At 71.0% G+C, this 13,984-nt stretch carries 15 protein-coding genes; 14 read left to right on the top strand and 1 reads right to left on the bottom strand.

The features are described 5' to 3' along the window. Window positions 1-34 precede the first annotated feature (34 nt). The 4 genes from dop to prcA all read left to right on the top strand — a co-directional run bounded on the left by dop (window position 35) and on the right by prcA (window position 3,794). Window positions 35-1,546: a depupylase/deamidase Dop gene (gene dop / locus DXZ73_RS11370; protein WP_116210883.1), complete on the top strand. Its 1,512-nt coding sequence runs from the start codon at window positions 35-37 to the stop codon at window positions 1,544-1,546. Window positions 1,547-1,689: 143 nt separating this feature from the next. Continuing rightward, a complete protein-coding gene (locus DXZ73_RS11365) occupies window positions 1,690-1,908 on the top strand; it encodes a ubiquitin-like protein Pup (RefSeq protein ID WP_058045164.1) in 219 nt (72 codons plus the stop codon). 230 nt (window positions 1,909-2,138) lie between these two features. Further along, window positions 2,139-2,981, top strand: a complete 843-nt coding sequence (prcB, locus tag DXZ73_RS11360) for a proteasome subunit beta (RefSeq protein WP_116210882.1) — start codon at window positions 2,139-2,141, stop codon at window positions 2,979-2,981. Between the two features lie 48 nt (window positions 2,982-3,029). Next, complete coding sequence (gene prcA / locus DXZ73_RS11355; RefSeq protein ID WP_116210881.1) at window positions 3,030-3,794, top strand: proteasome subunit alpha; 765 nt, start codon at window positions 3,030-3,032, stop codon at window positions 3,792-3,794. Window positions 3,795-3,822: 28 nt separating this feature from the next. On the opposite strand, the gene DXZ73_RS11350 is transcribed toward prcA, so the two are convergent. Continuing rightward, entirely contained in the window at window positions 3,823-4,800 is a 978-nt protein-coding gene (locus DXZ73_RS11350) for a LacI family DNA-binding transcriptional regulator (protein WP_116210880.1), read from the bottom strand. Between the two features lie 723 nt (window positions 4,801-5,523). Here DXZ73_RS11350 and DXZ73_RS11345 point away from each other — a divergent pair. The 10 genes from DXZ73_RS11345 to tatC all read left to right on the top strand — a co-directional run bounded on the left by DXZ73_RS11345 (window position 5,524) and on the right by tatC (window position 13,959). Next, complete coding sequence (locus tag DXZ73_RS11345; protein WP_116210879.1) at window positions 5,524-6,783, top strand: MFS transporter; 1,260 nt, start codon at window positions 5,524-5,526, stop codon at window positions 6,781-6,783. A 9-nt stretch (window positions 6,784-6,792) separates the two neighbouring features. Next, window positions 6,793-8,154 (top strand): Pup--protein ligase, encoded by a 1,362-nt coding sequence (gene pafA, locus DXZ73_RS11340; protein WP_116210878.1) that lies wholly within the window; start codon window positions 6,793-6,795, stop codon window positions 8,152-8,154. Between the two features lie 135 nt (window positions 8,155-8,289). Then, complete coding sequence (locus DXZ73_RS11335) at window positions 8,290-9,273, top strand: FKBP-type peptidyl-prolyl cis-trans isomerase (protein ID WP_116210877.1); 984 nt, start codon at window positions 8,290-8,292, stop codon at window positions 9,271-9,273. Window positions 9,274-9,337: 64 nt separating this feature from the next. After that, entirely contained in the window at window positions 9,338-9,712 is a 375-nt protein-coding gene (locus DXZ73_RS11330; protein ID WP_116210876.1) for an FKBP-type peptidyl-prolyl cis-trans isomerase, read from the top strand. A 119-nt stretch (window positions 9,713-9,831) separates the two neighbouring features. Next, window positions 9,832-10,857 (top strand): helix-turn-helix transcriptional regulator, encoded by a 1,026-nt coding sequence (locus DXZ73_RS11325; protein ID WP_116210875.1) that lies wholly within the window; start codon window positions 9,832-9,834, stop codon window positions 10,855-10,857. A gap of 45 nt (window positions 10,858-10,902) precedes the next feature. After that, window positions 10,903-11,865, top strand: a complete 963-nt coding sequence (locus DXZ73_RS11320) for a helix-turn-helix transcriptional regulator (protein ID WP_116210874.1) — start codon at window positions 10,903-10,905, stop codon at window positions 11,863-11,865. Window positions 11,866-11,897: 32 nt separating this feature from the next. After that, entirely contained in the window at window positions 11,898-12,152 is a 255-nt protein-coding gene (locus DXZ73_RS11315) for a CpXC domain-containing protein (protein WP_240351304.1), read from the top strand. A gap of 68 nt (window positions 12,153-12,220) precedes the next feature. Further along, complete coding sequence (locus tag DXZ73_RS11310) at window positions 12,221-12,427, top strand: hypothetical protein (protein ID WP_116210872.1); 207 nt, start codon at window positions 12,221-12,223, stop codon at window positions 12,425-12,427. Between the two features lie 264 nt (window positions 12,428-12,691). Then, entirely contained in the window at window positions 12,692-12,973 is a 282-nt protein-coding gene (tatA, locus tag DXZ73_RS11305; protein ID WP_116210871.1) for a Sec-independent protein translocase subunit TatA, read from the top strand. Window positions 12,974-13,080: 107 nt separating this feature from the next. Further along, window positions 13,081-13,959, top strand: coding sequence for a twin-arginine translocase subunit TatC (tatC, locus tag DXZ73_RS11300; RefSeq protein ID WP_116215546.1), 879 nt, complete (start codon window positions 13,081-13,083; stop codon window positions 13,957-13,959). Window positions 13,960-13,984 lie beyond the last annotated feature (25 nt).

The raw sequence follows: 13,984 nt of genomic DNA, 5'->3' as shown, positions 1-13,984 counted from the left end.
CCATTCCGGGGCGCCGCCGGGCAAGGAGGGCCGCATGACCGTACGGCGAGTAATGGGCATTGAGACGGAGTACGGGATCTCCGTCCCCGGTCACCCGAACGCCAATGCCATGCTCACCTCGTCCCAGATCGTCAACGCGTACGCGGCGGCGATGCACCGGGCGCGACGAGCCCGCTGGGACTTCGAGGAGGAGAATCCGCTGCGGGACGCCCGAGGCTTCGACCTCGCCCGCGAGGCCGCCGACTCCAGCCAGCTCACGGACGAGGACATCGGCCTGGCCAATGTCATCCTCACCAACGGCGCGCGGCTGTACGTGGACCACGCGCACCCCGAGTACAGCTCCCCGGAGATCACCAACCCGCGTGACGCCGTCCTGTGGGACAAGGCGGGGGAGCGGATCATGGCCGAGGCCGCCGAGCGCGCCGCCCAGCTGCCCGGAGCCCAGCCGATCCACCTCTACAAGAACAACACCGACAACAAGGGCGCGTCCTACGGCACCCACGAGAACTACCTGATGAAGCGGGAGACCCCCTTCTCGGACATCGTGCGCCACCTGACGCCCTTCTTCGTCTCCCGGCAGGTGGTCACCGGAGCGGGCCGGGTGGGCATCGGGCAGGACGGCCGGGAGCACGGCTTCCAGCTCAGCCAGCGCGCGGACTACTTCGAGGTCGAGGTCGGCCTGGAGACCACGCTCAAGCGGCCCATCATCAACACCCGCGACGAGCCGCACGCCGACGCCGAGAAGTACCGCCGGCTGCATGTGATCATCGGCGACGCCAACCTCTCGGAGATCTCCACCTACCTCAAGCTCGGCACCACCGCCCTGGTGCTGTCGATGATCGAGGACCGGTTCATCACCTCCGACCTCGCCGTCGAGCAGCCCGTCCGCACCCTCCACCAGATCAGCCACGACCCCACCCTGAAGCGCCTCGTCACGCTCCGTAGCGGTCGCACGCTCACGGCCGTCCAGCTCCAGATGGAGTACTTCGAGCTGGCCCGCAAGTACGTGGAGGACCGCTTCGGCGCCGACGCGGACGAGCAGACCAAGGACGTGCTCGGCCGCTGGGAGGACGTGCTGGGCAGGCTGGAGCACGACCCGATGAGCCTCGCCGGGGAGCTGGACTGGGTGGCCAAGCGCGAGCTCCTGGAGGGCTACCGGCGCCGGGACGGCCTGGAGTGGGACGCGGCCCGGCTGCACCTGGTGGACCTCCAGTACGCGGACGTACGGGCCGACAAGGGGCTCTACAACCGCCTCGCGGCCCGCGGCAGGATGAAGCGCCTGCTGGACGAGACCGAGGTCGAGCGCGCCCGCACGGCACCGCCGGAGGACACCCGCGCGTACTTCCGCGGCCGCTGCCTGGAGCAGTACGCCGACGACGTGGCGGCCGCGTCCTGGGACTCGGTGATCTTCGACCTGCCGGGCCGTGACTCCCTGCAACGGGTGCCCACCCTGGAGCCGCTGCGCGGCACGCGCAACCACGTCAAGGAGCTCCTCGACCGCTGTCGTACGGCCGAGGAGCTGGTGCGGGTGCTTTCGGGCGGCTGAGGGGTCTGAGAAGCAGGCGAACCGGGAATCATCACGGTGGTTCCGGGACGTTGTAGCAAGTACAGGGCCGATGTCGGACCCTGCTTGTAGGGTCTGAACGAGAACGTCCGATCTTGTACGTCGAACCGAGCGGGGTGAGGGATATGGCGACCAAGGACACCGGCGGCGGGCAGCAGAAGGCCACGCGATCCACTGAGGACGTGGAGGAGCAGGCGCAGGACGCGCAGGTCTCGGAGGATCTCAAGGAGCGGCAGGAGAAGCTGTCCGACGACGTCGACTCCGTGCTCGACGAGATCGACGACGTCCTCGAGGAGAACGCGGAGGACTTCGTGCGGTCCTTCGTCCAAAAGGGCGGCGAGTAGCCCGCTCTTCCCGTCGCGAGTGCGGCCTGGACCAGGCCGAGTTGCCCGCCCGGCGGGGTCGCGGAGAGGTCGCTGACGTGACCTGTGCCGCTGCTCCGTCCGGGCGGGTGGATCGCGATCAAGGGACGGTAAGGTCCCATGCGTACTGTGCTTCGGCTGCAAGCGGCCCCGGGGCATCACGATCGGGCGGACGCCATGGGGCGGGCCGCCGCATATGTGGAAGGAAACGTGTGGAAGCCAACACTCGTAGCACCGGGCGTCTGCCGGCCGCCTTCCTGACACCCGGCTCCTCGTCGTTCATGGACTTCCTCGGCGCGCACTCGCCGCAACTGCTGCCGGGCAACCGCCCGCTGCCCCCGGCGGGCGCCATCGAGGCCCCGCACGGGACGACCATCGTCGCGGCGTCGTTCCCCGGCGGCGTGGTGCTGGCCGGTGACCGCAGGGCGACGATGGGCAATGTCATCGCGCAGCGCGACATCGAGAAGGTCTTCCCGGCCGACGAGTACTCCGCCGTCGGGATCGCGGGCACGGCGGGGCTGGCCGTGGAGATGGTCAAGCTCTTCCAGCTCGAACTGGAGCACTTCGAGAAGGTCGAGGGCGTCCAGCTCTCCCTGGAGGGCAAGGCCAACCGGCTGTCCACGATGATCCGCGGCAACCTCGGCATGGCCATGCAGGGCCTCGCCGTGGTCCCGCTCTTCGCCGGCTGGGACGTCGACCGGCAGAAGGGCCGCATCTTCTCCTACGACGTGACCGGCGGCCGCTCCGAGGAGCACGGCTTCGCGGCCACCGGCTCCGGTTCGGTCTTCGCGCGCGGCTCGCTGAAGAAGCTCTTCCGCGAGAACTTGACGGAGAGTCAGACCACCACGCTCGTCGTCCAGGCGCTGTACGACGCCGCCGACGACGACTCCGCGACGGGCGGGCCCGATCTCGCGCGCCGCATCTATCCGATCGTCACCGTCATCACCGACGAGGGCTTCCGGAAGCTGACCGAGGCGCAGTGTTCCGAGATCGTCCGCGCGATCCACGACCGGCGGCTCGAAGAGCCCGACGGACCGCGCGCAGCACTGCTCTGAGGCCTTAACGGAATGTACTCGTCATTGACAGAAAGGGACGGATAGCCGGTGTCGACGCCGTTCTATGTCTCACCCCAGCAGGCCATGGCCGACCGCGCCGAGTACGCCCGCAAGGGCATCGCGCGCGGCCGCAGCGTCGTCGTACTCCAGTACACCGACGGCGTCGTCTTCGTGGCCGAGAACCCGTCCCGCGCGCTGCACAAGGTCAGCGAGATCTACGACCGGATCGCCTTCGCGGCGGTGGGGAAGTACAACGAATTCGAGAACCTGCGGATCGGCGGGGTCCGCTACGCCGACCTGCGGGGCTACACCTACGACCGTGACGATGTCACCGCCCGTGGTCTCGCCAATGTCTACGCCCAGACGCTGGGCACCATCTTCTCCAGCGCCGCGGAGAAGCCGTACGAGGTCGAGCTGATCGTCGCCGAGGTCGGCGCGGGCCCCGAGGACGACCAGATCTACCGGCTGCCGCACGACGGTTCCATCGTCGACGAGCACGGCTCGGTCGCGGTCGGCGGCAACGCCGACCAGATCAGCAGCTATCTCGACCAGCGGCACCGGGACGGGATGACCCTGGCCGAGGCGCTCAAGCTCGCGGTCGAGTCCCTGACCCGGGACAACAACGGCGGGGAGCGCACGCTCACCGCCGAGCAGCTGGAGGTCGCGGTCCTGGACCGGACGCGGCCGCAGCAGCGCAAGTTCAAGCGGCTGTTGGGCCGTCAGCTGTCCCGCCTGCTCGACGGGGGGACGGCGCCGGCCGACTCCGAGGAGACCGAGGCGGACACGGACGAGTCGGACTCCACGGAGGGCTAGCGGTCCTGTCGTCGAACTCCCCCGGCTGTCAGCCGGGGGAGTTCGACGTACTGCCCCGCACCACCAGCTCGACCGGCAGGGCGTGCGCGGCGGCGGGGCGGTCGTCGAGCACCGCCAGCAGCGCCCGCATGCCCGCCTCGCCGACCGCCTCCGCGGGCAGCCGGACGGTGGTCAGCTCGGGCTCGACGGCCGTGGCCAGGGAGAGGTCGTCGAAGCCGGTCACCGAGACGTCGTCGGGCACCCGCAGCCCGAGCCGCCGGGCGGCCTTGCACGCGCCCGCCGCCAGGATGTCGTCGTCGCAGATCAGCGCGGTCGGGCGGGGGCCGGGCCGGGTCAGGGCGCGCTCCGCGGCCCGCAGCCCGTCGGCGACGGCGAGCGCGGCGGGTTCGGTGTGCAGCTCGGTGCCGGGCACCCGGCGCAGCGCGTCGGCCAGTGCCCGGGCCCGCACGTGGAAGGTCCAGGAGTCCACGTCGGCCGCGAGATGGGTGAAGCGGCGGTGGCCGAGTGAGAGCAGGTGCTCGGTCACCTGGCGCATGCCCTCGGCGACGTCGAAGTTGACGGTCGCCGCCGTCCCGGCGCGCCGCGGGTCGCTGTCGAGCATGACCAGCGGCAGCCCGCCCTCGCGGATGGCGGCCAGGGCGTCCGCCGCCATGGAGGAGGCGATGATGCCGTCCAGCGTGGCGCGGGCCGAGGCGAAGGGGTCGCGCGCGGGGCCGACGCCCTCGGGGGAGGGGTAGAGGAGCACGCCGACGCCGTGTTCGGCGGCGACGCGGGCCGCGCCCGTGTAGACGCGGGCGAAGAACTCGTTGGTGAGCGCCGGGACGACCAGCAGCGCCGTCCGGGCCCGGCCGAGCCTCAGGTCGCGCGCGGCGAGGTTGGGGCGGTAGCCCAGGCTCCGGGCGGTGGACCGTACGGCTTCGGCGGTCCGCTCGGAGACCCGGCCGCGCCACTTCTCGCCCATGACGAGCGAAACGGTGGCCTGCGACACCCCGGCGACGCGCGCCACGTCCCGGCTGGTGGCCCGCGCGCCGGTACGGGGTCCCCGGATGCTCGGCCAACGGCCGGTGGTGTGACCCCCCGGAGTATCGCCGTGACGCCTGCCCGACGGGGCCCCGTCGCCGTCGGGCCCCTGCCGGATAGCCCCGGTACCGTTGTCGTCGCGCGCACGCGCGCGTTCCGTGTCCGAGGCCGGAGTGTCGGCCTGCGACGCGTCGGATCGTCGGTCCGGCCCTGTCGGCTCCCCGGGCCGGCCGGGCAGGGAAGCGGTCGCCCCGGTGCCGCCGTCGTCCCGCGCACGAGGGCGTTCCGCCTCGTCCCGGCGTCGTTCGTGGGACTGCCGGGCATCGCGTGACGTCGGCTGTACGCCGGGACCGGACCCTGCCGGGCCCGGGGCGCCGGTCCGCGTCGCGTCGGCCTGGGGGGCCGCCCCGGTACCGTTGTCGTTGCGCGCACGCGCGCGTTCCGCGCCCTGCCGGTCGGCGGTGGCCTCGTCCCCGCGTCGTTCCCGGCGAGCCGCATCCTCGTCCTGCGCACCTACGCGCCCCGCGGAGCGCCCGGCGGAGCGCCTCCGCGGGCCGTCGGTCCGTCGAGACTCACTCGACACTGGCAGCCTCCCCGATCGCTTGCCCGCCACAGACGGCCCGGTGGACCGGCAGACCGTCATCATGGTACGTATAACGTCAACAGTTATACGTAAAACCCGACGCTCGGGAAGAGAGTGGAGTCATCGATGGCGGCCGGTTACGGCGACATGCTCAGGACGCGGCACGCCGCGCGGCTGCTGACCGGCACCCTCGTGGGACGGCTGCCGAACGCGACCGCCGCACTGGCGATCGTGCTGTTCGTGCGTGCCGAGGGCGGCAGCCTCGCGCTCGCCAGCGCCCTCTCGGCCGTCTACGGCGTGGCCAACGCCATCGGCCAGCCGCTGCTCGGCCGGGCCGTCGACCTGTACGGCCAGCCCAGGGTGATGCTGCCCGCGGCCGTCCTGTCCGCGCTGGGCATGACCCTCTTCGCCGTCGTGGGCCTGGACCCGATGCCGCTGCCCTACATAGGCATGGTCGTGTCCGGCTTCTTCACGCCGCCGCTGGAGGGCGGGCTGCGGGCCCTGTGGCCGTCCGTCCTCAAGGACGAGGGGCGCATCCACGCCGCGTACTCCCTCGACGCCATCGCGCAGGAGGTGATGTACGTCGTCGGACCGCTGATCATCACCGGCTTCGTCGCCTTCTGGTCCCCGGCCGGCGCGCTCTACGTCATCAACCTGCTGGGCGTCATCGGGGCCCTCGCGGTCGTCACCTCGCCGCCGTCGCGGCAGTGGCGCAGCGAGCCGCGCGAGGCGCACTGGCTGGGCGCGCTGCGCTCGCGCGGGCTGCTGGTGCTGCTCGGGACGTTCTTCTGCATCGGTACGGCGCTGGGCTCGATCGCCCTGGCGGCGGTCGCCTACGGCGGCGGGCACGGCGGCGACGGGGTCGCCGGATATCTGCTCTCCGCCCTCGGCGTGGGTGCCCTCATCGGTGGCACGATCTACGGTGCCCGCCAGTGGCCCGGCACCCCGGAGCAGCGGCTGCGGGTGCTCGTGGCCGGGCTCGCGCTCTGCTACGTGCCGCTGCTGCTGGTCCCCGGCGTCGTCATGATGACCGTGCTCGCCGGTGTGGCCGGCATCTTCCTGGCCCCGTCGCTGGCCTGCGCGTTCGTCGTCGTCGACCGGCACGCGCTGCGCGGCACGGTCACCGAGGCCTTCTCCTGGCTGGTGACGTCCTTCGGTGTGGGCGCGGCCATGGGCACCGCCCTCGCGGGCCCGGCGGTCGAAGGCGCCGGTGTCGCGGCGGGATTCGTGGTCGCGGTCTGCGGTGGTTTCGCGGCGCTGCTCGTGCTCGTCCTGGCCCGGCGCTCCCTGCGGGCCCCGGAGGCCGCGTCGACCGTCGTGGCGCGGTCGGAAAATGATCGGAACGGTGCGGTCGAACCCGGTTTCAGCACAGGGGTTCAGGCGTAATGTTCAGGCATGGACCGCCGCATTTTCGGGCTGGAGAACGAGTACGGCGTCACGTGCACCTTCAGGGGACAGCGTCGGCTGTCGCCTGACGAAGTGGCGCGCTACCTCTTCCGCCGTGTCGTTTCCTGGGGGCGCAGCAGCAATGTCTTCCTGCGCAACGGTGCTCGTCTCTACCTGGATGTGGGTTCGCACCCCGAGTACGCAACTCCGGAGTGCGACAGTGTGATCGAGCTGGTCACCCACGACAAGGCGGGCGAGCGCATTCTCGAAGGACTTCTCGTCGATGCCGAACGGCGCCTGCACGAGGAGGGGATCGCGGGCGACGTCTATCTCTTCAAGAACAACACCGACTCGGCCGGGAACTCCTACGGCTGCCACGAGAACTATCTCGTGGCCCGGCACGGCGAGTTCTCCCGGCTCGCGGACATCCTCATCCCCTTCCTCGTCACGCGGCAGCTGCTGTGCGGCGCGGGCAAGGTGCTCCAGACCCCGCGGGGCGCGGTCTACTGCGTGAGCCAGCGCGCGGAGCACATCTGGGAGGGCGTCAGCTCCGCGACGACGAGATCCCGCCCGATCATCAACACCCGGGACGAGCCGCACGCGGACGCCGAGCGCTACCGCCGTCTCCATGTGATCGTCGGCGACTCGAACATGTCCGAGACGACCATGCTGCTGAAGGTCGGCGCCACCGATCTCGTCCTGCGGATGATCGAGGCGGGGACGGTGATGCGCGACCTCACCCTGGAGAACCCGATCCGGGCGATCCGCGAGGTCAGCCACGACATCACCGGCCGCCGCAAGGTGCGGCTGGCCAGCGGCCGCGAGGCGTCCGCCCTGGAGGTCCAGCAGGAGTACTACGAGAAGGCCGTCGACTTCTGCGAGCGCCGCGGCATCCGCACGGGGACGGTCGAGCGGGTCCTGGAGCTGTGGGGCCGCACCCTGGAGGCGATCCGCGACGAGGACCTCGACCGGATCGACACCGAGATCGACTGGGTGATGAAGTACCGCCTCATCGAGCGGTACCGCGCGAAGAACAACATCACCATGTCGCACCCGCGGATCGCCCAGATAGACCTGGCGTACCACGACATCCACCGCCGCCGCGGGCTCTACTACCTCCTGGAGAAGCGCGGCCAGGCCGCCCGGGTGTGCAACGACCTGAAGATCTTCGAGGGCAAGTCGGTGCCCCCGCAGACCACCCGCGCCCGGCTGCGCGGTGACTTCATCCGGCGGGCCCAGGAGCAGCGTCGTGACTTCACCGTCGACTGGGTGCACCTGAAGCTCAATGACCAGGCGCAGCGGACGGTGCTGTGCAAGGACCCGTTCCGTTCGGTGGACGACCGGGTGGAGAAGCTGATCGCCGGGATGTAGGTGTCCCGTCGTCCGGGTGGGCGCGCGCCGGGGGTCCCTCCCGGCGCGTTGCCGTGTCGGGCAGCGGTTGATCCAGGTGGCTCAGGCCGTAGAGTGGCGGGCACTGCCCAGACCCCCCTAGCCCGAGTTGGACTGATGAACCTCACGAAGAACACGCGTCGCCTCGCTGCGGCGTTGGCCGTGCCTGTCCTGCTGTTCACTGCCGCGGCGTGCGGGTCCGACAGCGGTGGCGGCTCGTCCGACTCCAAGGTCAAGGTGGAGGGGAAGTTCGGGGACAAGCCCGACATCTCCGCGCCGAAGGACGCCAAGGCCGGTGACAAGGTCGCCACGAAGACCCTGATCGAGGGCAAGGGCGACACGGTCGAGAAGGGCGCGTTCGTCCGGCTCGACTATGTCGGGCAGGCGATGAAGGCGGACAAGCCGCTCGTCAGCAGCTGGATGTCGCCGACCGGCGGCGCCGAGAAGGGCCCGCGCCGCCAGGCCGTGGCGCAGACCGGCCAGCCGGGCCGCGAGCTGCCCACGAAGGTGCTGGACGAGGTCGTCGGCAAGAAGGCCGGCAGCCGGATCGAGGTCGAGGGCACGGCCAAGGCGCTGGTCGGCGAGGAGCTCAACCCGCAGGCCGGGGTCACCCCGGAGGACGGCCTGGTGTGGGTCATCGACATCGTCGGGACGCAGAAGGTCGACCCGAAGAGCGAGGCCAAGGGCGAGCAGGCCAAGCCGGATTCGGGCATGCCCGAGGTGAAGGCCCCGTCGCAGAAGGCCGCGGAGATCACCATCCCCAAGGACGAGAAGGCGCCGACCGATCTCAAGCAGCAGCTGCTGATCAAGGGCAGCGGCCCGGAGATCAAGGCCGGTGACGGCCTGATCGCCCAGTACACCGGCGTGAAGTGGGAGGACGGCAAGAAGTTCGACTCCTCCTGGGACCACGGTGGCGCCATCGCCTTCCAGATCGGCACCGGCTCGGTCGTCCAGGGCTGGGACAAGGGCCTGGTCGGCAAGCACGTCGGCGACCGCGTCGAGCTGGTCATCCCGCCGAAGCTGGGTTACGAGGGCCAGGCGCAGAGCGGCCTCGACAAGAACACCCTCGTCTTCGTCGTGGACATCGTGGGCAAGGTCTGACCTCCGGTCGGCATCTGCCAGACTTGCCCGGTTGTCTGCACGATTCATCCGTAGGAGCACCCTCGTGAGCATCGACAAGCCTGAGATCGACTTCCCCGACGGCCCGGTCCCGACCGACCTGGAGATCACGGAGATCTGGGAGGGCGACGGCAAGGTCGCCAAGGCCGGCGACTTCGTCAAGGTCCACTACGTGGGCGTGGCCTTCTCCACCGGTGAGGAGTTCGACGCCAGCTGGAACCGCGGCAACCCGCTGGAGTTCAAGCTGGGCGCCGGCCAGGTCATCCAGGGCTGGGACCAGGGCATCCAGGGCATGAAGGTCGGTGGCCGCCGCAAGCTGGTCATCCCCGCCCACCTCGGCTACGGCGACCGTGGCGCCGGTGGCGGCGTGATCGCCCCGGGCGAGACGCTGATCTTCGTCTGTGACCTGATCGCGGTCTGACGCCGACCCGTCGGCGGGCCGAGGGCCCATGCTCCCCGGGAGCATGGGCCCTCGGCTTTTGTCGTACGACCGCTGAGCGGTACGGTCAACGGTTGAGAGCACAAGTAGAGAGGGCGTCGATGGCGATTGCCAAGGCCGAGCGGCTGATGAACCTGGCGCTGTGCCTGCTGGGCACGCGCCGTCCGCTCAGCAAGCGGGAGCTGCGGACCTCGATCGAGGCCTACCTGGAGGCCTTCGGGCCGGGACACGGTACGGGCCCCGGTCCCGGGCGGACCGCGGCCCCGGGCGGCGACGGCACCGGCAACGGCAGCGATGACGCCTTCAACCGCATGTTCGAGCGCGACAAGGACGACCTCCGCGAGCTCGGTCTGATCATCGAGACCGTGGAGAGCGTCGACGGCGAGACCGGCTACCTCGCCCGCCGCGACAGCAACCGGCTCCCTCCCGTCACCCTCGACGTCGAGGAGGCCGCCGCCCTGGGCCTGGCCGCCAAGGTCTGGCAGCAGGCCCGCCTCGCCGGCGCCGCCAGCGGCGCGCTCCAGAAGCTGCGCGCCGCGGGGATGCCGCTCGCGGAGGACCCGTACGAGGGCCACATGGCGCTCGAACCGCGCATCCCCGTCCACGAGGCCGCCTTCGAACCGCTGATGCTCGCCGCCCGTGACCGCCGCCCCGTCGTCTTCGACTACCGCAAGGCGAACGCCGCGCACCCCGAGCAGCGGCACGTCGAGCCCTGGACCCTGGAGTGCTGGCGCGGCCACTGGTACCTGGCGGGCTGGGACCGCGACCGGGGCGCCGAGCGGGTCTTCCGGCTCTCCCGGATCACCGGCCGGGTGCGCTCGCGCGGCATCCCCTTCACCGCCCCCGTGCCCGACCATGTGACGGTCCGCGGGACGGTCGAGAGCTGGGCGGGCGAGACCGCGACCGGCACGGCCCGGATCAAGGTGCGGGCGGGCCACGGCTATCCGCTGCGCGCCCGGGCGCTCTCCGCCCTGGACCTGGGCGACGGCTGGGACGAGCTGGAGATTCCGTACGGTCACGGGCTGGACGCCTGGCTGGTCGAGTTCGGCCCGGACGTGATCGTGCTGGAACCCGCCGAGCTGCGGGCCGAGGTGCTCGACCGGCTGCGCGCCGTGGCCAAGGGCTGAACCGAAGCAGGACCAAAGCGGGAAAGGGAACGGGACCGACTTTTTATGGCCGGAAATGCCATTGACCAGACCCGGCGGATGCTGTCGCTGGTCACCTATCTGAGGGAGCGCCCCGGCGCCCGGGTCGCCGATGTCGCGCGCGCCTTCGGGATCACCGAGGACGAGCTGATCGGCGACCTCGACGTCCTGCCGATGTGCGGCACCAGCTTCCGCGGCGGTGACCTCCTTGACATCGACACCGACGGCGACCGCATCTGGTGGCACAACCCGGACGCCTCCGGCACCAGCACGGGCGAGCCGCTGCGGCTCGCCGCCGACGAGGCCACCGCGCTGCTGGTGGCCGCGCGCGCCGTCGCGACCCTGCCCGGTCTGCGCGAGGGCGACCGGCAGGCGCTGGTGCGCGCCACCGCCAAGATCGAGGCCGCGGCGGGCGAGGCGGCCGGCGCCAGCTCCCGCCTCTCGGTCACCTTCGAGTCCGAGGGCGGCGTCTTCGCCGACGTCGACCGGGCCATCGCCGGGCGCCGCAGGGTCTGGCTGCGCTACTACTCTCCCGCGCGCGACGAGCTCACCGAGCGCGAGGTCGACCCGATCCGGCTGTTCGCCGTGGGCCACACCTATATGGAGGCGTGGTGCCGCCTGTCGGAGGCGCGGCGCACGTTCCGCCTCGACCGGGTGGCCGAGATCAGGATCCTCGACGAGCGGTCCGACCCGCCGCCCGTGGAGCTGCGCGACCTCTCCGAGGGCCTGGTGCAGCCGGCGGCCGAGGACCCGGAGGTCGTCATCGAGGTCGGCCCGGGCGGCCGCTGGGTCGCCGAGTACTACCCGCACGACAGCGCCGAGGAGCTGCCAGAGGGCGGCTTGCGGATCACGCTGCGCACCCCCGACCCAGCGTCGCTGCGCCGGCTGGCGCTGCGGCTCGGCCGCGACGGGCGGATCGTCACCCCGCCGGAGCTGGCGGAGAGCGCCCGCGACGCGGCCCGCGAGGCCCTCGCGGTGTACGGCGAGTGACCACGGTGGCTTCGGGGGGAGGGGCGGGACGCATGGGCGGGGACGTACGGGACGCCGGAAGGGCCATGGCCGCGATCTTCAGGGCGGCCTGCCCCGACTGCCGGGGGCGCTTCGAGCTGGCCGCCGGCGCGCTGCGGCTGGCGATCGGCGCGAGCCGCCGGACGACCTTCTACTCCTTCACCTGCCCCGACTGCGGCGCCGCCGTCCGCAAGCCGGCCGGGGAGCGGATCATCGAGCTGCTCACGGGTGGCGGAGTGCGCACGCTCCGGTTGCACTCTTCGGTGTGACCTCCGGTACGGCCCCGCCGTGACCGCCTTTTTCGGCCATCCCGCACACCCCCGATAGGCTCGCTCCCATGTTCTGGCCCATGCTCGCCATCGCCCTCGCCTTCTGCGGCATCGCCGTGCTCGGCGTGCTCGCCGCCAAGGTCCTCGTCGAGGTGCGGCGCCTGGCCCGGCAGGTGTCCGAGAGCTCGGTCCGGATCACCCGCGCCGCCGAGGACCTCGAACGGGCGGCGACCCCGCTGGCCGGTCACGCGGCGCACACCTTCCGGCAGGACTGAGCGGAAGCGGTCGCGGACCGGCGTGACCGCGATGCCACAGTGGCAGGGTCGGCCGCAGCGCCCTCCTGTGGCCCGGAAGCTGGCGGTACGCTGTTTCGGGTGACCCTGCTGACGAGGCGGAGGGTCGCAACCGGGCGTACGTGCGGGGATTGCCCAGCGTTTACCCCTGCGCGTTACGATCGCTGCCGTACCGCTGGTGGACAAATGTCCGATCAGTCGGCAGTACCCCAACCCCATGCCGCTTCGGTGAGAAGGTAAACGCATATGTTCGGAAGGCTCGGCGCCCCCGAGATCATCCTCATCCTCGTCGTCGTTGTCCTGCTGTTCGGTGCGAAGAAGCTCCCGGACATGGCGCGCTCCCTCGGCAAGTCGGCCCGGATCCTCAAGAGCGAGGCCAAGGCGATGCGGTCGGAGGGCCAGGACAACGCCTCCGCCCCCGCCGACCCGCCCGCCGACACCCAGGCCCCCCGTACGATCAAGGCCGCACCCGGCGACGTCACCGCCCGCCCGGTGAGCGAGCCCAGCGACCGTACGACGCAGCACTGATCCAGGGACGACTGGGACGGCCGCCCGTGGCGACCGTCTGCCGCACGAGATAGGGACGTGGGTTGCCCAAGCCTGCCCGCAAGAAGGAGAAGGACCCCGAGGGGCGGATGCCACTCGCGGACCACCTGCGTGAACTGCGCAACCGCCTGGCGAAGGCGGTGCTGGCCATCGTCGTGGTGGCCGTCGTCGCCGCGTTCTACAACAAGCAGATCATGGACTTCCTGTCCAGTCCTGTGCCCAAGTGCCCCGGCCGCGACCTGGCCCAGAGCCACGGCGGCAACTGCGCGGTGCTGACGTTCAACACCCTGGCGTCGCCGTTCACGACCGTGGTGAAGGTGTGCCTGCTCGCGGGCGTCACCATCTCCTCCCCGGTCTGGCTCTACCAGCTGTGGGCGTTCCTCGCGCCCGGCCTGCACAAGAACGAGAAGAAGTACACGATCGCCTTCGTGGCGACCGCCGCGCCGCTCTTCGTCGCCGGTGCCTACCTGGCCTACCTGATCATGCCCGCCAGCATGCGGGTGCTGCTCAGCGTCACCCCGGAGACCGCGGCCAACACCCTCGGTCTGAACGACATCCTGGACTTCACCGTCCGGATGATCCTCGTCTTCGGCCTCTCCTTCGAGCTGCCGCTGATCCTGGTCATGATGAACCTGGTCGGCCTGGTCTCGGGCAGGACCATGCTGAAGTGGTGGCGCGGCGTCGTCATGGGCACCTTCGTCTTCGGTGCCGTCGCGACCCCCAGCACCGACCCGTTCGGCATGTGCGTCCTCGCCATCCCGATCAGCATCCTCTACTTCGGTGCCGTCGGTTTCGCGATCCTCAACGACAAGCGCCGGGCCCGCAAGAACCCCGACGCCCTCCTCGACGACGACGAGGCCGCACCGCTGGACCTGACCCCGCAGCCCCTCGGCGACTCCGAGCCGATGCCCTCGCTGCCGGCCCACCCGGAGCCCGTCCGCCGCAACGGCTACGACGACGTCACCTGACGTCCCGCACCGGGCACGACAGACG

The sequence above is a fragment of the Streptoverticillium olivoreticuli subsp. olivoreticuli genome, assembly GCF_003391135.1.
Lineage (GTDB): Bacteria > Actinomycetota > Actinomycetes > Streptomycetales > Streptomycetaceae > Streptomyces > Streptomyces blastmyceticus.
Note: the sequence above shows the minus strand (reverse complement) of the source record. Positions and strands in the feature narration are given on the sequence as shown.